Origin of the sequence: Lysinibacillus fusiformis (assembly GCF_016925635.1) — a bacterium.
GTDB lineage: Bacteria > Bacillota > Bacilli > Bacillales_A > Planococcaceae > Lysinibacillus > Lysinibacillus fusiformis_F.
Map to the genome: position 1 here is coordinate 2,386,174 of NZ_CP070490.1, position 18,911 is coordinate 2,405,084.

At 39.3% G+C, this 18,911-nt stretch carries 14 protein-coding genes; 13 read left to right on the forward strand and 1 reads right to left on the reverse strand.

Annotated elements, in window-relative coordinates:
• From JTI58_RS11725 to JTI58_RS11770, 10 genes are all read left to right on the forward strand, one after another.
• Complete coding sequence (locus JTI58_RS11725; protein ID WP_205446765.1) at window positions 1–564, forward strand: cob(I)yrinic acid a,c-diamide adenosyltransferase; 564 nt, start codon at window positions 1–3, stop codon at window positions 562–564.
• Between the two features lie 374 nt (window positions 565–938).
• A complete protein-coding gene (locus JTI58_RS11730; protein WP_205446774.1) occupies window positions 939–3,170 on the forward strand; it encodes a heterodisulfide reductase-related iron-sulfur binding cluster in 2,232 nt (743 codons plus the stop codon).
• A gap of 196 nt (window positions 3,171–3,366) precedes the next feature.
• Entirely contained in the window at window positions 3,367–4,572 is a 1,206-nt protein-coding gene (locus JTI58_RS11735; protein ID WP_205446776.1) for an acetyl-CoA C-acetyltransferase, read from the forward strand.
• On the forward strand, window positions 4,572–5,423 hold the full coding sequence (locus JTI58_RS11740) for a 3-hydroxybutyryl-CoA dehydrogenase (protein WP_205446779.1): 852 nt from the start codon (window positions 4,572–4,574) through the stop codon (window positions 5,421–5,423). Before JTI58_RS11735 ends, JTI58_RS11740 begins: the two co-directional genes overlap by 1 nt.
• 59 nt (window positions 5,424–5,482) lie before the next feature.
• Complete coding sequence (locus JTI58_RS11745) at window positions 5,483–6,619, forward strand: acyl-CoA dehydrogenase (protein ID WP_205446781.1); 1,137 nt, start codon at window positions 5,483–5,485, stop codon at window positions 6,617–6,619.
• 230 nt (window positions 6,620–6,849) lie between these two features.
• Complete coding sequence (locus tag JTI58_RS11750) at window positions 6,850–7,986, forward strand: acyl-CoA dehydrogenase (RefSeq protein ID WP_205446783.1); 1,137 nt, start codon at window positions 6,850–6,852, stop codon at window positions 7,984–7,986.
• A gap of 3 nt (window positions 7,987–7,989) precedes the next feature.
• Window positions 7,990–8,622 (forward strand): TetR/AcrR family transcriptional regulator, encoded by a 633-nt coding sequence (locus JTI58_RS11755; protein ID WP_205446785.1) that lies wholly within the window; start codon window positions 7,990–7,992, stop codon window positions 8,620–8,622.
• A gap of 92 nt (window positions 8,623–8,714) precedes the next feature.
• Entirely contained in the window at window positions 8,715–11,963 is a 3,249-nt protein-coding gene (icmF, locus tag JTI58_RS11760; protein ID WP_205446787.1) for a fused isobutyryl-CoA mutase/GTPase IcmF, read from the forward strand.
• Between the two features lie 463 nt (window positions 11,964–12,426).
• On the forward strand, window positions 12,427–12,969 hold the full coding sequence (gene rpoE, locus JTI58_RS11765) for a DNA-directed RNA polymerase subunit delta (protein ID WP_205446789.1): 543 nt from the start codon (window positions 12,427–12,429) through the stop codon (window positions 12,967–12,969).
• A gap of 445 nt (window positions 12,970–13,414) precedes the next feature.
• Window positions 13,415–15,007, forward strand: coding sequence for a CTP synthase (locus JTI58_RS11770; protein ID WP_205446791.1), 1,593 nt, complete (start codon window positions 13,415–13,417; stop codon window positions 15,005–15,007).
• Between the two features lie 611 nt (window positions 15,008–15,618).
• Here the strand turns inward: JTI58_RS11770 and JTI58_RS11775 are convergent.
• A complete protein-coding gene (locus JTI58_RS11775) occupies window positions 15,619–16,149 on the reverse strand; it encodes a DUF2529 family protein (RefSeq protein WP_205446793.1) in 531 nt (176 codons plus the stop codon).
• Window positions 16,150–16,302: 153 nt separating this feature from the next.
• On the opposite strand from JTI58_RS11775, the gene JTI58_RS11780 reads away from it, so the two are divergent.
• The 3 genes from JTI58_RS11780 (at window position 16,303) to fsa (ending at window position 18,886) form a co-directional block, all read left to right on the forward strand.
• Complete coding sequence (locus JTI58_RS11780; RefSeq protein WP_205446795.1) at window positions 16,303–16,662, forward strand: response regulator; 360 nt, start codon at window positions 16,303–16,305, stop codon at window positions 16,660–16,662.
• Between the two features lie 569 nt (window positions 16,663–17,231).
• Window positions 17,232–18,086 (forward strand): class II fructose-bisphosphate aldolase, encoded by an 855-nt coding sequence (locus tag JTI58_RS11785; RefSeq protein WP_205446796.1) that lies wholly within the window; start codon window positions 17,232–17,234, stop codon window positions 18,084–18,086.
• 149 nt (window positions 18,087–18,235) lie between these two features.
• Window positions 18,236–18,886, forward strand: coding sequence for a fructose-6-phosphate aldolase (gene fsa / locus JTI58_RS11790; protein ID WP_004269447.1), 651 nt, complete (start codon window positions 18,236–18,238; stop codon window positions 18,884–18,886).
• The last annotated feature ends 25 nt before the right edge of the window (window positions 18,887–18,911 follow it).

The window sequence follows — 18,911 nt, forward strand, 5'->3', positions numbered from 1 at the left end:
ATGAAGCTTTACACGAAAACAGGCGATACGGGGAAAACAAGTCTTATTGGAGGACGTGTTGATAAAGATAGTTTACGTGTTGAAACATATGGGGCAATTGATGAATTAAATTCCTTTATTGGGAAGGCTGTAAGTGAATTAGATCAAGCGCTTTTCAAGGATATTTTAACAGACCTAGAGACAATTCAGCATGAGCTGTTCGATGCTGGTGGAGACCTTGCCAATGTGATGAAAGAACGCCAATATAAGTTAACAGAGCAACCGATTGAAGTACTTGAAACTCGTATAGATGCTTTATCAGACGAAGCGCCACCATTACAACGTTTTATTTTACCAGGAGGCGCACCAGCAGCTGCAACTTTACACATTGCGCGCACAGTTGCACGTCGAGCAGAGCGCGAAATGGTGACGCTAATGAAAGAGGTTGAAGATGTGCCAAAGGTTGTACAAAAATATTTAAATCGATTATCAGATTATTTATTTGCAGCTTCACGTGTTGTAAATGCACGATTAAATGTAGCGGATGTTGAGTATATTCGTAGCGGGAATGTTTTTAAAAAATAAAAGTTTGATTTAGTAAATGTTTTTGTACACATAATAAAACGTCGGATACTAAAGCCTCCTTCCTCTATAGGGGATAGAGGTTTGTTTGCTTTCTTCAGCAAATGTTCAAATGTCTACTGAATATGTAACATTCGGTAAGGTATAATTGATAAGGAAAGTAAAAAAATGCTACCTTGGAAAAATTCAGGGTGGCTTTTTTTCTTGTAAAATGTAAGAATATAAAATTATCAGAAATATTTCCGTTTTATGTTGACTGAATGCTCACTCATTTATTAGAATAGGAATATAATGATAAAGTGAAGTACATTTCTGTATGAACTAGCAAATTCGTCACAAAGAGAGAAAATTACGACAAACTAAAGGGGGGACCAACCATGAGTCCATTATTAATTGCTAACATTGTCTTAACAGTCGTGGTTGTGCTTTATGCAGTAGGATTGTTCTTCTACCTGTTGAAAACACGCTATAAGTATGTGCAATTGGGGAAAAAGGTTGAGTTTGATGAAAGTGTTAAAGAACGACTTCGTTATATTATGGTCAATGTATTTGGTCAAAATAAGCTATTAAAGGATCCAAAGAGTGGTTTAATTCACGTTATGTTTTTCTATGGATTTTTGATGGTGCAGTTAGGGGCAATTGATTTAATCTGGAAAGGACTAGCACCAGAATCACATCTGCCACTAGGCATTTTCTATGGTGTCTTTACATTCTTCCAGGAGCTTGTAGTTTTAATGATTTTAATTGCGGTAGTGTGGGCATTTTACCGCCGCTATGTTGAAAAACTAGTGCGTCTAAAACGAGGATGGAAAAATGGTCTTGTATTAATTTTCATTGGTGGGTTAATGGTATCTACATTAATCGCTAATGGTATGGGATTAATTTGGCATGGTGAGGGATTAACCTATACGGAGCCAGTTGCTTCAAGCATTGCTGCTATTTTTGGCTTCCTACCTACATCAGTAGCTGCTGGCGTATTTTATGTAATGTGGTGGGCACACCTTTTAATTCTATTAACATTCCTTGTTTACGTACCGCAATCTAAACATTTCCATTTAATCGTCAGTCCACTTAATGTTTACATGAATCGTTTAGATCGTGCGGGTACATTAACACCAATCGATTTCGAGGCCTTAGAAGAAGCAGGGGAAAATGCTGAAAGTGAAGAGGATATGCCTTCTATTGGAGTGGGACGCATACAGGACTTCACACAAAAGCAAATGCTCGATCTATATTCTTGTGTAGAATGTGGACGTTGTACAAACATGTGTCCAGCAACAGGAACAGGAAAAATGCTGTCGCCAATGGATTTAATCGTGAAATTGCGTGATCATTTAACATTTACGGGCGCAGTTGTAACAAAACAAAAACCGTGGGTGCCTTATCAATTCTTTGCCAATACAAAGGGTAATCAGCTTGCAATGGCAGCTGGTGCTGAAGGTGCTGTAATTGAAGATATCTACAGTCCATCTTTAATAGGCGAAGTCATTACAGAAGAAGAGATTTGGGCTTGTACAACTTGTCGTAACTGTGAAGATCAATGCCCAGTAATGAATGAGCATGTTGATAAAATTATTGACCTACGTCGTTATCTAACTATGACTGAAGGAAAAGTCAATCCAGATGCGCAACGTGCTATGACAAATATCGAGCGACAAGGTAATCCTTGGGGCTTAAACCGTAAAGAAAAAGAAAATTGGCGCGATCTAGATCCAACAATCCAAATTCCAACTGTAAAAGAGCTGAAAAAATCTGGTGAGGAAATGGAATATTTATTCTGGGTTGGTTCGATGGGAGCTTTCGATAACCGCTCTCAAAAAATCGCTTTAGCATTCTGTCGTTTATTAAATGAAGCTGGTGTGAAGTTTGCAATCTTAGGTAATAAAGAGAAAAACTCTGGGGACACACCTCGCCGTTTAGGGAATGAATTCTTATTCCAGGAGCTAGCTACAGCGAATATTGATGAGTTTGAGAAAAACGAAGTGAAGAAAATTGTGACAATCGACCCTCATGCCTACAATATCTTTAAAAATGAATATCAAGACTTTGGCTGGAAAGGCGAAGTGTATCATCATACTGAATTATTAAATCAGTTGATTGAAGAAAATCGTCTAGCGCTAAACTATGAGGTTCATGAAACGATTGTCTTCCATGATTCTTGTTACTTAGGCCGTTACAATGATGTCTATGATGCTCCACGTGAAATTCTTCGAGGCATCCCTGGTGTGAAGCTTGTTGAAATGGAACGTAACCGTGAAACAGCGATGTGCTGTGGTGCTGGTGGTGGCTTAATGTGGATGGAAGAACATGTAGGGAACCGTATTAACGTAGCACGTACAGAGCAGGCTCTCGCAACAAATGCATCTGTTATTTCATCGGGCTGTCCTTACTGTTTAACAATGTTAGAGGATGGTACAAAGGCAAAAGAGGTTGAAGATTCTATTGGAACATTTGATGTTGCAGAATTACTAGAGCGCTCAGTGTTCGGCGAAAAAGTAAAGGCTGTTCAACCTTCTTCAGAGGAAACAGAAGAAACATTTGAAGAAGTGGTAGCATCCGTAGAAAAGGCTCGCCAAGACGAGAATTCGGAAGCGAACGCAGAAAAATGATTACTATTGCAGAAATATTTTAGTTATCTGAAAAATATAAATTGCACAATAAAAAATTGTTTTGTAGAATAAGATTAAATGGGAATGGGAGTTGAGATAGTAAACTCCCATTTTTCCTCGATAGAAGTCGAGCGAGCGTTCAGTCAATAATGCTTTACAACTTCATCGAGAACGTAAAACAAAAGGGGTGTTTTACTTGAATAGAGCTGTAATTTTAGCAGGAGCAAGAACTGCATTTGGTAAATTTGGAGGTTCATTATCAGCATTACATGCAAGTGATTTAGGTGCGATTGCGATTAAAGGGGCATTAGAGAAAGCAAATCTTGCATCTGAGGAAGTAGATGAGGTAATTTTAGGTTCTGTTTTACAAGGGGGACAGGGTCAAATTCCTTCTCGACAGGCTGCGCTGAAGGCCAATTTACCAACAGCAGTAAAAACAGAAACAATCAATAAAGTTTGTGCGTCCGGGATGCGTGCAGTGACATTAGCAAATCAATTGATTCGTTTAGGGGACGAAGAAGTGGTTATTGCTGGTGGCATGGAATCTATGTCCAATGCGCCATATTATCTTCTGAATGGTCGAAATGGTTTGCGTATGGGAGATTCAACAATGGTAGATGGCATGCTTTATGATGGCTTAACATGTGCTTTCGATAAAGCGAGACCGCATATGGGCAGCTATGGTAATGCAACAGCTAAAGAATTCTCGCTAAGTCGAGAAGAACAGGATGCTTGGTCAGTTCGCAGTCATGAACGCGCACTAGCCGCAATTGAAAAAGGTTACTTTGCAGAAGAAATCGTACCAGTAGAGATTCCTCAACGAAAAGGTGAACCACTTGTTGTGGATACAGATGAGGCACCAAGAGCAGGTACGTCTTTGGAAATACTGGCGAAGTTAAAACCAGCCTTTGACAAGGATGGCACGATTACAGCAGGTAACGCACCTGGGGTTAACGACGGAGCATGTGCACTTGTCGTCATGAGTGAGGAACGTGCAAAACGTGAAGGTAGAGAACCATTGGCAGTAATCATTGGTCATGAAGAACTTGCGATTGAGCCAGAAAGCTTCCCACAAACACCAGGTCTTGTTATTAATAAATTACTGAAAAAGACCAATAAATCATTAGCAGATATTGATTTAATAGAAATCAATGAAGCCTTTGCAGCAGTCGCTTTAGTCAGCAAGCAGTTGGCAGATTTAGATGCAGAAAAAGTGAATGTTAATGGCGGTGCAGTTGCTTTAGGTCATCCTATTGGGGCATCGGGTGCACGCATTATATTAACACTTGCACAGGAATTGAAGCGTCGTGGCGGTGGTATCGGCATTGCTGCAATCTGTTCAGGCGGCGGTCAAGGTGATGCAATTATGATTGAAGTACCAAAAACAGGGGGACTGAACTAATGGGAATTCAAAAGGTAATGGTCATTGGTGCAGGGCAAATGGGCTCTGGTATTGCCCAGGTTTGTGCACAAGCAGGCTTTGATGTGAAATTGAACGATATCAAGCAAGAATTTTTCGAGCGTGGATTAGGGGTTATTACGAAAAATTTATCACGTGATGTAGAAAAGGGTCGTAAAACAGAAGATGAGAAGGCTGCTGTTCTAGGTCAAATTAGTATGTCACTAGATTTACAGGATGCTAGTGATGTAGATATTATCATTGAGGCAGCTGTAGAAAATATGGAAATTAAGCAATCCATCTTTAAGCAACTGGATGGCATTGCACCAGCACATGCTATTTTAGCTACGAATACATCTTCACTGCCTATTACAGAAATCGCAGCAGTAACAAATCGTCCAGAGCAAGTAATCGGTATGCACTTTATGAATCCTGTACCAGTTATGAAACTTGTCGAAATCATTCGAGGCTTAGCAACAACAGATGAAGTATACAAAGCTGTTGAAGAGATGACGGTCAAATTATCGAAAACACCAGTAGAAGTGAATGACTTCCCAGGATTTATTTCAAACCGAATTCTACTACCGATGATTAATGAAGCGATTTACGCACTCTATGAAGGTGTAGCTACGAAGGAAGCAATTGATGATGTAATGAAGCTTGGTATGAACCATCCAATGGGGCCATTAACATTGGCAGACTTCATTGGTTTGGATACTTGTCTTTACATCATGGAAATTTTACATGAGGGTCTAGGAGATAGTAAATATCGTCCTTGCCCACTGCTACGTAAATACGTTGCAGCAGGCTGGCTAGGTAAGAAATCAGGAAGAGGCTTTTACGTTTACGAATAATCCTATGGGGATGGGGTTATTTAGATGTTTGGGGACAACTTAGAGGGGTGACATTATAGATGCATTTGCAATTTACAGATGAGCAAATTATGATGCGCGATATGGTTCGTCAATTTGCTCAGGAAAAAATTCAACCGTGGGTAGAGCGAATGGAAGCGGGAGAATTCCCACGTGAGCTTCTACAGCAAATGGGTGAACTTGGCTTAATGGGAATTACTACACCAGAAGACTTAGGTGGCTCTGGTATGGATTTTACATCGTATATAATTGCGATTAATGAACTATCAAAAGTAAGCGCTGTAATGGGCGTTATTTTATCGGTGCATACTTCGGTTGGAACAAATCCAATCATTTACTTTGGGAATGACGAACAAAAGAAACGTTATGTACCAAAACTTGCAACAGGAGAATATTTAGGCGCATTTTGTTTAACGGAACCAGGTGCAGGCTCAGACGCTGGCTCTCTACAATCAAAGGCAGTGCGTGATGGCGATGAATATGTTATTAACGGCTCCAAAGTATTTATTACAAATGGTGGAGAGGCTGATGTATATATTGTATTCGCTTCTACTAACCCTGCTGAAAAAACAAAAGGTATTTCGGCATTTATTGTCGAAAAGGGGACACCTGGCTTAATCATCGGAAAAGATGAACATAAGATGGGCTTACATGGCTCACGTACTGTTCAGCTGACATTCGATAACTGTCGCATTCCAGCCGACAACCTACTTGGGGAAGAAGGAGAAGGCTTTAAAATTGCGATGGCCAATTTAGATGTTGGACGAATTGGCATTGCGGCACAGGCTTTAGGAATTGCTGAAGCAGCACTAGAGGCGGCTACTGCTTATGCTAAAGAACGTATACAATTTGGCAAACCAATTGCTGCACAACAAGGTGTTGGCTTTAAGCTTGCTGATATGGCAACAGCTGTTGAATCGGCAAAACTATTAGTCTATCGCGCAGCAGATTTACGTGCAAAAGGTTTACCATGTGGAGCAGAAGCTTCAATGGCTAAACTTTTCTCATCACGAACAGCGGTACAAACGGCAATAGAAGCGGTTCAAGTATTCGGCGGCTACGGCTATACGGAAGATTATCCAGTAGAGCGCTATTTCCGCGATGCAAAGGTTACAGAAATCTATGAAGGTACAAGTGAAATTCAAAGATTAGTCATTAGTAAACATTTACTGAAATAAAGCCTGATGTTAGGAAGGGTACAAACCGTTCCAGAGAGGAAGACACGCTCATAAAGGGTGTTGATCCGCTCTAAAAAGTGAGAGAGGCGCTCAATTAAGAGAAGAAACTGCTCCAAAGTGGTAGAAATCCGCTCCTAGAGAGTGTAGACCTGCTCTAAAATAAGGGAAACCCGCTCTAACAACAATCAGGTAACACAGAACAGAGTCTAATTAAAAAGGGGAAATGGACAATGAACTTTCAGTTAACAGAAGAGCATGAACAATTACGTGAAATGATTCGTGATTTTGCTATAAATGAAGTGGCGCCAACAGCTGCTGAACGTGACGAAAATGAAGAATTTGACCGTGCGATTTTCGATAAAATGGCGGAGCTTGGGTTAACTGGTATTCCATGGCCTGAAGAATATGGTGGTGCAGGATTTGACTACCTTGCATATGTCATTGCTGTCGAGGAACTATCACGTGTCTGTGCTTCGACTGGGGTAACATTATCTGCGCATACTTCACTGGCAGGTTGGCCACTTTACAAGTTTGGTTCAGAAGAACAAAAACAAAAATACCTTCGTCCAATGGCTGAAGGCAAACATATTGGTGCGTATGGTTTAACAGAACCAGGATCAGGTTCAGATGCGGGCGGCATGAAAACATATGCAAAACGTGATGGCGATGATTATATTTTAAATGGCTCAAAAATCTTTATTACGAATGGTGGAGTAGCAGATACTTATATTGTATTTGCAGTAACAGATCCAGAAGCAAAACACGGCACATCCGCATTTATCGTGGAAGCTGGGTTTGAAGGTTTCTCTGTAGGGAAGAAAGAAAAGAAATTAGGAATTCGTTCATCTCCAACAACAGAGATTATTTTTGATAACTGTCGTGTTCCAAAAGAAAATCTATTAGGTGCTGAAGGGGAAGGCTTTAAGATTGCCATGACGACACTGGACGGTGGACGTAATGGTATTGCGGCTCAAGCAGTAGGGATTGCACAGGGAGCATTAGATGCAGCAGTAGACTACGCCAAAGAACGTGTGCAATTTGGTAAACCAATCACTGCAAACCAAGGCATTTCCTTTAAATTAGCAGATATGGCAACTCAAATAGAGGCTTCTCGACTTCTTACATACCAGGCGGCTTGGTTAGAGTCTAATAACCTACCATATGGTAAGGCATCTGCAATGGCGAAATTAATGTCTGGCGATACGGCTATGAGTGTAACGACAGAGGCGGTTCAAGTATTTGGTGGCTATGGTTATACAAAAGATTATCCAGTAGAGCGCTTTATGCGTGATGCTAAAATTACACAAATTTATGAAGGTACGCAGGAGATTCAACGTCTTGTTATCTCGCGTATGCTAACGAAATAATTGATGACTGAAAAAGATAAAAGGCCCCAAGTACAGTCAACTGTAAAAGATGAAAATTTAATCGCCATTCGTCGTGAACAAATGATTCAAGGAGCTATTAAGCTATTTAGAGAAAAAGGCTTTCATCGTGCCACGACGAGAGAGATTGCAAAAGCTGCTGGCTTTAGTATTGGTACTTTGTATGAGTACATCCGAACGAAAGAAGACGTTCTTTACCTTGTTTGTGATAGTATCTATCACCATGCAATGGAGCGACTTTCAAGTTATGAGATTAAAGCAGGAACAATTGATGAGTTGAAAGAAATGATTAGGGAATATTTCCTGCAAATTGATAGCATGGTTGATGAGCTAACAATCATGTATCAAGAAACAAAATCATTGTCAAAAGAAGCACAACGCTATGTCTTTAGTAAAGAGTTTGAAATGGTTGCCACATTTGAACGCTTGTTACAGCGATGTGTGCAGTCTGGCGAACTAACAATGACAGACAAGCAAATCCATTTAGCAGCCAATAACTTAGTTGTTTCAGGACAAAGCTGGGCGTTCCGCAAATGGGCATTACATCGTCAGCATTCCATTGACGAATTCATTGACATGCAAATCACTTTGTTCATTTCAGGCATAAAGGGGTTCTAATATTTTGTAAGGGGTTTGTCGGCAATTGCATATAGCGATATTGCAATTGTCGGCTTTTTTTATTCAATAAGGGGAGAGAGTGGGGATTTCATATGACAAAGGTAGAAGTATATCGTCCAAAAAATCACGTACGTTTTGTGACAGCATCAAGTCTTTTTGATGGACATGATGCTTCCGTCAATATTATGCGACGCATTTTACAATCGAGCGGTGTAGAAGTAATCCATTTAGGTCATAACCGTTCTGTTGAAGAAGTCGTGAATGCTGCGATACAAGAAGATGCACAAGGTATTGCAGTTTCTTCTTATCAAGGCGGGCATATGGAATACTTTAAATATATGTATGATTTACTGCGTGAAAAAGGGGCACCACATATAAAAATTTATGGCGGTGGTGGAGGAGTTATTTTACCGCGTGAAATTAAAGAGCTTCATACGTATGGCATTGCAGGGATATTCTCACCGGAGGATGGCCGTGTTTTAGGGCTACAAGGAATGATTAATGAGCAAATTAAAGGAACAGATTTTCCAACTGCAACGGGTAATTATTTAGAGAAATTAAAGTCCTTAACGCCGGAAACGCCAGAAATTTTAGCTAATCTAATAACAGCAGCTGAGTCAAATGACGACGAAGCTACAAAGGAAATGCTAGATGAGGTACGAAAGCTTTCAAAAGGTACACCAGTAATGGGGATTACAGGAACTGGTGGTGCAGGGAAATCTTCATTAACAGATGAACTGATTCGCCGCTTCCTAAAAGAATTCCCAGATAAACGTGTAGCCATTCTTTCAGTCGATCCAACAAAGCAAAAAACGGGTGGAGCATTGCTTGGGGATCGAATTCGTATGAATGCTATCTTTAATAACCGTGTTTATATGCGTAGTTTAGCAACACGTGGCTCTCGTACTGAATTATCTGCGTCGATTGGTGATGTGCTAGATGTAGTACGTGTAGCAGGCTATGACCTAATCATCGTAGAAACAAGCGGTATTGGTCAAGGTGATGCCGAAATTACAAAGTACACGGATCTATCTATGTATGTCATGACAAGCGAATTTGGTGCGCCAACACAACTTGAGAAAATTGATATGATTGATTTTGCAGATGTTATTGCTATCAATAAATTTGAGCGAAAAGGCTCAGAGGATGCACTACGACAAGTACAAAAACAATATCAACGTTCACGTGAGCTTTGGGATGAATCACTTGATAATATGCCAGTCTACGGTACAATTGCTAGCCAATTCAATGACAAAGGAACAAATGCATTATTCGCCGCTCTCGTTAAAATTATTAACGAAAAAACAGGTTTTAATTGGGAAACAAGTTATGAGCAATTTGCTAAAACGCAAAAGCAAGATGTCATCATTCCAAACGATCGTCGTTATTATTTACGTGAAATTACTGACACTGTTCGTGGCTATCATAAAAAATCAGAGCAACAGGTGGCATTTGCTCGTCGACTATTCCAATTAGAAGGCGCTATTGCAGCAGTGAAAGAAAAAGCGCCAGATGATGCACTTGTTGCATCGCTTACTTCTTTAGCAGAAGGTGTTAGAGATGAATTAACAGCAGAATCAAAGCGTATATTGGACAATTGGCAGGCTTTAAAAGAAGCTTATGCTGGCGATGAATTTGTGACGAAAGTTCGTGATAAAGAAATTCGCACCATCCTTAAAACAACAAGTCTATCTGGCACAAAAATTCCAAAAGTGGCATTGCCGAAGTTTGAAGACTATGGTGAGATATTGCGTTGGGTTTATAAAGAAAATGTTCCTGGCGAATTCCCATATACGGCAGGTGTTTTCCAATTCAAACGTGAGGGTGAAGATCCGAAACGCCAATTTGCTGGCGAGGGGACACCAGAACGTACAAATAAACGCTTCCACTATTTATCAAAGGATGATGATGCAAAACGTTTATCTACAGCATTTGATTCGGTAACACTGTATGGTGAGGACCCAGATTACCGTCCAGATATTTATGGTAAAGTCGGGGAATCGGGTGTATCCATCTGTACACTTGAGGACATGAAGAAGCTGTATGCAGGCTTTGATTTATGTGCACCATCTACATCTGTATCGATGACAATTAATGGTCCAGCCCCTATTATTTTAGCAATGTTTATGAATACAGCAATCGATCAACAAGTTCAATTGCGTGAGCAAGAGCTAGGACGAACTTTGACAGTTGAAGAGTTTACCGAGACACGTGAAAAAACATTGCAGGTTGTACGTGGAACAGTGCAAGCAGATATTTTAAAGGAAGATCAAGGACAGAATACATGTATTTTCTCAACAGAGTTTGCTTTACGTATGATGGGCGATATTCAGCAATACTTTATTGACCATAAAGTACGTAACTACTATTCTGTTTCCATTTCGGGGTATCATATTGCGGAAGCTGGAGCAAATCCTATTTCCCAATTAGCCTTTACTTTAGCTAATGGCTTTACGTATGTAGAGTATTATTTAAGCCGTGGCATGAATATCAATGACTTTGCACCAAATCTATCATTCTTCTTCTCAAATGGACTGGATCCAGAATATACAGTAATTGGACGTGTTGCACGACGTATTTGGGCCATTGTTATGCGTGATAAATACGGTGCTAATGAGCGTGCTCAAAAGCTAAAATACCATATTCAAACATCTGGACGTAGTTTACACGCTCAGGAGATTGATTTTAATGATATTCGTACAACATTACAGGCATTGATGGCATTACAAGATAACTGTAACTCATTGCATACAAACGCCTATGATGAGGCCATTACTACACCTACTGAGGAATCCGTACGACGTGCGATGGCTATTCAAATGATTATTACAAAAGAGCATGGTCTAGCGAAAAATGAAAACCCACTACAAGGTGCGTTTATTGTTGAAGAATTGACAGACCTTGTGGAAGAAGCGGTTCTTGAAGAATTTGATCGTATCAATGATCGTGGCGGTGTGTTAGGTGCAATGGAAACACAATACCAAAGAGGTAAAATTCAAGAAGAATCCATGTACTATGAGATGTTAAAACATTCAGGGGAGTTACCAATCATTGGTGTTAATACTTACTTGAACCCAAATCCAGCTTCAGATGCTGATATAGATAATATGGAAATTGCTCGTGCATCGACAGAAGAAAAGGAAACGCAAATTCGCAATTTACAAACATTTTGGAGTGCACATGAAGAGGAAAGTGAAGCTGCGATTGCACGTTTACAAGAAGTGGCTGTCAATAATGGTAATATTTTTGCTGAGCTTATGGAATCAGTAAAAGTAGCAAGCTTAGGACAAATTACAAAAGCTTTATATGAAGTTGGCGGACAGTATCGTCGTAATATGTAAGTAGTGTCGTTCAAAACTGCTTGTTTTCTAATATTTTTTTCTAATTTATGTAACTTGCTTCTCTAGTTTCTAGTGTCTAGTCTTAAGATTAGGCACTTCTTTTTATTTTCGCTATAATAGAAATGTAAAAAAAGGGGAGGCGCGGTAGAGGATGAGATCAGTTATTCACTACATAATTATATTAGCTTTAGTATTGGGAGCCATTTTCCTGTATAATAAGCAAATTGGCGCTATTCCTTTACTACTATTATCTGTCTATTTGTTTTATCTTGGAATAAAAAAAATGCGTAATATAAAAAACAGTAATTGAAGCTAGCAAAGGGGCTAAAACTTTGTATATAATGGGTATTATGCTTATTGTATGGAAAGAACCTTTTGCGTGGCCTTTTTTGCTGCGCTTGGAGAATAAAGCACCATGTAATTTTAAAACGTCCATTGTGATGAGGGAAAGGAAGTGCACGAATTGAATTTTCGTGAAATGACAAAGGAACAATTAACAGAAGAATCGTTAATTAACTTAGCTTATGCAATATTAAATGAAAAACGTGCCTCAGTGTCTTTTAATGATTTATTAAAATTAATTCAAGAACTTGTGGGCTATAGTGATGCAGAAATGAAATCTCGTCTGTTACAATTTTATACAGATATGAATATTGATGGCCGCTTTTTATATAATCAGGAAGCAGGCTGGGGCTTACGTGAATGGTTTAAAGTAGAGCAAATTGAAGAAGAAACAGCACCTTCTGTTAAGACTCAAAAGAAAAAATCTAAAGCTGCCTTTGATGATGAAGATCTTGATGAGGATGTAGATTTAGAGGAAGAAGATATCGACTTTGATGAAGACTTTGAAGAGTTCATTGATGAAGAAGACCTTGAGGAAGAAGAAGATGAAAAAGAAGATATCGACTTTGACGATGAAGATCTAGAAGAAATTGATGAAGAAATCGATGAAGAGTTTATCGATGAAGAGGAAGAAGAATTTGATGAAGAAGAGGAAGAGGTCTAGCACAGTACTCTTAGAATTTTCTTTCTTTTAAGCTTGAAGCAAAAAATCTTGACTTCTATCACGGTTACGTTTAATCTTTTACTTGGGCTCCTTAAAAGAAGGAGAAAGACCGTGTATATAATACGCTCCCCCTGCAAACCTATGCAGGAGGAGCGTTTTTTTGTTTTTAACTTTATTCAGTTTAGTTCTCCCATACTTTTCATAATGATATGAATATAAATGTTTTTATTTATTCATGATGTATAGTAAACGGTGACTGAACAGTTGTTAGAGTTTTAAGGTTTAAAGGAAAGTGGAAAAGAGATAGAACCGATTACAGCTTCGAATCGACTACATTTTTGTAGACATTCTCGGCTTTTCTTTTTTTAGGGTATTAGAATATAAATGGTTCTGATCCCCCCTAAACGCACTAATATTTTAGAACATCATAAGGAGGAATTTATTCATGACGAAGTATATTTTTGTAACAGGTGGGGTTGTATCATCACTTGGAAAAGGGATTGTTGCAGCATCTCTAGGCCGTTTATTAAAAAACCGTGGTTTAGAAGTTACGATTCAAAAATTTGACCCATATATCAATATTGACCCAGGTACGATGAGCCCTTATCAACATGGTGAAGTTTTTGTAACAGATGATGGTGCTGAGGCTGATTTAGACTTAGGACACTATGAACGCTTTATTGATATTAACCTTGGGAAACATTCTACAGTAACTTCAGGTCGTGTTTACCAATCTGTATTACAGAAAGAACGTCGTGGTGATTATAACGGTGGAACAGTACAAGTAATTCCTCATATTACAAACGAAATTAAAGACCGTATCCAACGTGCTGGTCGAGAAACAAATGCTGATGTTGTGATTACTGAGGTTGGTGGAACAGTAGGGGATATTGAATCATTACCTTTCCTTGAAGCTATCCGTCAAATGAAAACGAACTTAGGTCATAACAATGTAATGTATATCCACTGTACACTAATTCCTTATATTAAAGCAGCTGGTGAACTTAAAACAAAACCTACGCAGCATTCTGTTAAAGAATTACGCTCTTTAGGTATCCAGCCAAATATTATCGTAGTCCGTACTGAACAAGAAGTACCACAAGAGATGAAAGAGAAATTAGCATTATTCTGTGATGTTCAACCACATGAAATTATTGAATCTCGTGATGCTGAGCATTTATATGAAGTACCATTAAACCTACATGCACAAGATATAGATGATATCGTTCTAGATCATTTTGGCATTGAAGCACCAGAGGCAGACATGGGAGAATGGCGTGACCTTGTAGAAAAAGTGAAGAACTTACCAAATAAAAGAAAGATAGCATTAGTAGGGAAATACGTAGAACTACAAGATGCATACATTTCTGTAGTTGAGGCATTAAAGCATGCAGGGTATGCATTTAATTCTGATATTGAAATTGACTGGATTAATGCAGAACACGTTGATGCAGATAACGTTACCTCTCTATTAAAAGGTGCTGACGCTATTTTAGTACCAGGTGGCTTTGGTGATCGCGGTGTTGAAGGTAAAATTTTAGCGACACAATATGCACGTGAAAATAATGTTCCTTTCCTAGGTATTTGTTTAGGTATGCAATTAGCAACAATAGAATTTGCACGTAATGTTCTTGGCTTGAAAGGTGCTCATTCTACAGAGCTTGATGCAAATACAGAGTATCCAATTATCGACTTCTTACCAGATCAAAATGATACTGTAGACATCGGTGGTACATTACGTTTAGGGTTATATCCATGTAAATTAAAAGATGGTTCAAAAGCAAGCAATGCTTATGGCAAAGAGCTTGTTTATGAGCGTCATCGTCACCGCTATGAATTTAACAATGAATATCGTGAGGCAATGGAAGCAGCTGGTCTTGTCTTCTCAGGTACAAGCCCTGATGGCAAGTTAGTTGAAATTATTGAGCTACCAGAAAACAATTTCTTTGTAGCGTGTCAATTCCACCCAGAGCTAGTGTCACGTCCAAATCGTCCACAACCATTGTTCCGCGACTTTATCGGCGCAACATTTAAATAATCAAAAAGAGTTGTCTCGTGTATATCGAGACAACTCTTTTTAGTGTTGAAAAACAAAACAGTCAATTGAAAGGTAGAAATGGATTTCCGTTGCAGGCTACTTGCTTTCCTGTGGGCGAGCGCCGAATCGCTTCCTCCGCTACCGCTCCGTGCAGGGCTTCGCCTGTCTCGCTATCCCACGGGAGTCAAGTAGCCTTCCACTCCAACCCACAAAAGTGTTACCTTTTTAGCAAAAGTTTTCAAATAAAGGGAAGGTCTTCACTACTCATTTTATGGAGGGGTGTTGTCATTCATCTCTTCTCTACATTGAAAATAAAAGCCTATCCTTTTTCTAATTATACAAATCATGGGCTATTTTGATCGCTACCGCTAGTATGAAAAATAAGGAAAAAACACTTTTACAGAATGGTTGATTGGAGTGGAGCCAGCGTCACTCCTAGGGGATTTAGCGTCACAGAGGAGACCCTGGAGCGAACGGAAGTGAGTGAAGCGGCTCATCGGACGCCCCCTGGAAAGGACGCTGGCGGAACGGAAATCAACCCCTCACCTTGCCAAGTTGCTTTTTCTGCCGTTGACATCATCTTTTTTCAACAACTCTTTTTAAATAGATGATTACAGTTCTTCTTCATCAAACCCAATCATTTCATCATAAGCAATTTTGACAGCTTCATATACAAATAGACCTGCAAGTGCATGTGGTACAACAATCCGTTGACCTAAATCATTAGGCAATAAACCGCCTTTAATGCGTGTAGAAACATATGTGTAGGCTAAATCTGCAAGAGGGTTATCTACACTGGCTGTTTCACTAGCCACAGCCGCGAAGGGAATAAATTGTGTATTTAATTTTTGAGCTAACACTAGTGCTTCTTCATCGTGTGCACTTCGAGTAAAAATGCAAACACGATCAGCTTCTGTTAAGCTTGTGTCTGAAGTCCAAGGTGCTAACTTGCTAAACGGTTCAACTGCATGAAGTGCATTTAATTCCACAATCTGCATTTCCCCAAAGCAAGCAAAATAGACAGTTCCTTGGCCAATGGCGGCTTGCGCCAATAACCTTGCAGTCTCCTCAATAGCTTCTTCTTCATTTTGTGTAATTCTTTGTAATAATCCACTTAATTGTGTTGTTAGAATTTTTGACATGTTCCCACCTCTATTCATATTATAGGGGGTAAAAGGTAGAAAGCAAAAGCAGATAATTTATAATACTAGAAGGTATTAAGCTAAAAAAGGAGAATTATACATAATAAAGAAAGTTTTTGTGTAAGAATAAAACTAAAAAGGGCGGAATGAAATGTGAAACGATTACTAATTGTCGATGATCAGCAGGGGATTCGTTTACTTTTAAATGAAGTGCTGAAAAAGGAAGGATATCTTACATATTTAGCAGCTAATGGTTCAGAGGCATTAAAGTATGCAGACGAACAAGAGATGGATTGTGTTTTACTGGACATGAAAATTCCAGGAATGGATGGTATTGAAATTTTGAGACGTTTAAAAGAAAAATTTCCAAAGCTTCCTGTCTTTATGATGACAGCATATGGCGAGTTGGATGTTGTGCAAGAAGCGTTAGAACTAGGAGCCATTCGTTACTTTACGAAACCGTTTGATATTTTCGAAGTGCGTGATGAGGTAAATAAAGCTTTACAAGTTTAAAAAGCAGGCGGTGGACACACGGCCTGTTTTTTTATGTTGATATAAGACGAATTGGAATGGATATTTCGTTACACTGCGCTTTCGGGTAGAAAATAATAGCCCCTGCTTTTCAGGTGCGTGGACTTCGTTGCGTCACACTCCACTTCGTCGACCCTGTCGCTCCGTTATACTACGCTTTCGGGTAGAAAATAATAGCCCCTGCTTTTCAGGTGCGTGGACTTCGTTGCGTTACACTTCACTTCGTCGACCCTGTCGCTCCGTTATACTACGCTTTCGGGTAGAAAATAATAGCCCCTGCTTTTCAGGGGCAAGACTTCGTTGCGTTGCACTCCACTTCGTCGACCCTGTCGCTCCGTTATACTGTGCTTTCGGGTAGAAAATAATAGCCCCTGCTTTTCAGGTGGGTGGACTTCGTTGCGTTACACTGCACTTCGTCGACCCTGCCGCTCCGTTATACTACGCTTTCGGGTAGAAAATAATAGCCCCTGCTTTTCAGGGGCTATTATTTTTGCTATGATTGAGGGGCATGTTTATGTAGAAATAATAGTCCTATGAGGAGGATTTTTAGTATGGCATTAGTATCTATGAAAGAGATGTTAATTAAAGCAAAAGCAGAAGGTTATGCTGTTGGTCAATTCAACATTAACAACCTTGAATGGACTCAAGCAATTTTACAAGCAGCTGAAGAAGAAAAATCTCCAGTGATTCTTGGTGTTTCTGAAGGTGCAGGTAAATATATGGGCGGATTTATTTCTGTTGTTCATATGGTAAAAGGTTTAATGGAATCTTACGGTACTACAGTTCCTGTAGCGATCCATCTTGACCATGGTTCTAGCTTTGCAAAATGTAAAGAAGCAATTGATGCAGGCTTTACTTCCGTGATGATTGATGCATCACATCATTCATTTGAGGAAAATGTGAAAATTACTTCAGAAGTAGTAGAATACGCACATGCTAAAGGCGTTTCTGTGGAAGCAGAATTAGGAACAGTTGGTGGAGATGAAGATGGCGTAATCGGTGGTATTATTTACGCTGATCCAGAAGAATGCCGCAAAATGGTTGAACTAACAGACATCGACTGCTTAGCACCAGCACTTGGCTCTGTACACGGTCCTTACAAAGGAGAGCCAAACTTAGGCTTTAAGGAAATGGAGGAAATCTCTAAATTGGCAGATCTTCCACTTGTTTTACATGGTGGTACAGGTATCCCAACAAAAGATATCCAACGTTCTATTTCATTAGGTACGGCTAAAATCAACGTCAATACTGAAAATCAAATTGAAGCAACAAAAGCAATTCGTGAAATTCTTGACAACGACAAAGTTGTTTACGATCCTCGTAAATTCCTTGGTCCAGCTCGTGAAGCCATTAAAGCAACGGTTATTGGTAAAATTCGTGAATTTGGAAGTGCACAAAAAGCATAATTTTTGCATTTAATATGTTACAAAAGCATAGAAAAATACACATAATAAGAGAAGTGTTGATGCTTTCAATCGACCTTCTCTTGTTTTTGAAATAAAGAAATTTTGGAAAATATTTAATAATATAAGAAAAATGATCAGGAGGAAATAGTATGAAATTTTTCATTGATACAGCAAATTTTGAAGAGATTAAAGAGGCACATGCATGGGGTATTTTATCAGGAGTGACGACAAACCCATCATTAGTTGCTAAAGAAGAGAATGTTTCTTTCCATGATCGTCTTCGCGAAATCGCTGAGCTTGTTGATGGCTCTGTAAGTGGGGAAGTTATTGCACTTGATGCAGAAGGTATGATTAAAGAAGGTTTGGAATTAGCTGCTATTGCTCCAAACATTACAGTTAAACTGCCAATGACACCTGCTGGATTAGAGGCATGTCGTTTCTTTGCAAATAAAGGTATTAAAACAAACGTGACATTAATCTTTAGTGCAAACCAAGCATTGATGGCTGCGCGTGCAGGTGCTACATACGTATCACCATTTATCGGCCGTTTAGATGATATTGGTCAAAATGGTGTTGAGTTAATTGAAACAATTGCAGATATTTTTACAATTCATAATATCGATACGCAAATTATTGCTGCCTCTGTTCGTCATCCGCAACACGTTACAGCAGCAGCTTTAGCAGGTGCACATATTTCAACTACTCCGTTTAAAGTATTAAAGCAGCTTTTCCACCATCCATTAACTGAAAAAGGAATTGAAGGATTTTTAGCGGATTGGAATAAGAGAAAAGGCGAATAATAAGATTATAAAGTGTGTCAATTGC

Bases quoted from the DNA above. Each gene is read 5' to 3' on its own strand.
- JTI58_RS11745 (WP_205446781.1), top strand. From the start codon at position 5,483: ATGCATTTGCAATTTACAGATGAGCAAATTATGATGCGCGATATGGTT.
- JTI58_RS11725 (WP_205446765.1), top strand. From the start codon at position 1: ATGAAGCTTTACACGAAAACAGGCGATACGGGGAAAACAAGTCTTATT.
- JTI58_RS11770 (WP_205446791.1), top strand. From the start codon at position 13,415: ATGACGAAGTATATTTTTGTAACAGGTGGGGTTGTATCATCACTTGGA.
- JTI58_RS11785 (WP_205446796.1), top strand. From the start codon at position 17,232: ATGGCATTAGTATCTATGAAAGAGATGTTAATTAAAGCAAAAGCAGAA.
- JTI58_RS11775 (WP_205446793.1), bottom strand. From the start codon at position 16,149: ATGTCAAAAATTCTAACAACACAATTAAGTGGATTATTACAAAGAATT.
- JTI58_RS11755 (WP_205446785.1), top strand. From the start codon at position 7,990: ATGACTGAAAAAGATAAAAGGCCCCAAGTACAGTCAACTGTAAAAGAT.
- JTI58_RS11750 (WP_205446783.1), top strand. From the start codon at position 6,850: ATGAACTTTCAGTTAACAGAAGAGCATGAACAATTACGTGAAATGATT.
- fsa (WP_004269447.1), top strand. From the start codon at position 18,236: ATGAAATTTTTCATTGATACAGCAAATTTTGAAGAGATTAAAGAGGCA.
- icmF (WP_205446787.1), top strand. From the start codon at position 8,715: ATGACAAAGGTAGAAGTATATCGTCCAAAAAATCACGTACGTTTTGTG.
- JTI58_RS11730 (WP_205446774.1), top strand. From the start codon at position 939: ATGAGTCCATTATTAATTGCTAACATTGTCTTAACAGTCGTGGTTGTG.
- JTI58_RS11740 (WP_205446779.1), top strand. From the start codon at position 4,572: ATGGGAATTCAAAAGGTAATGGTCATTGGTGCAGGGCAAATGGGCTCT.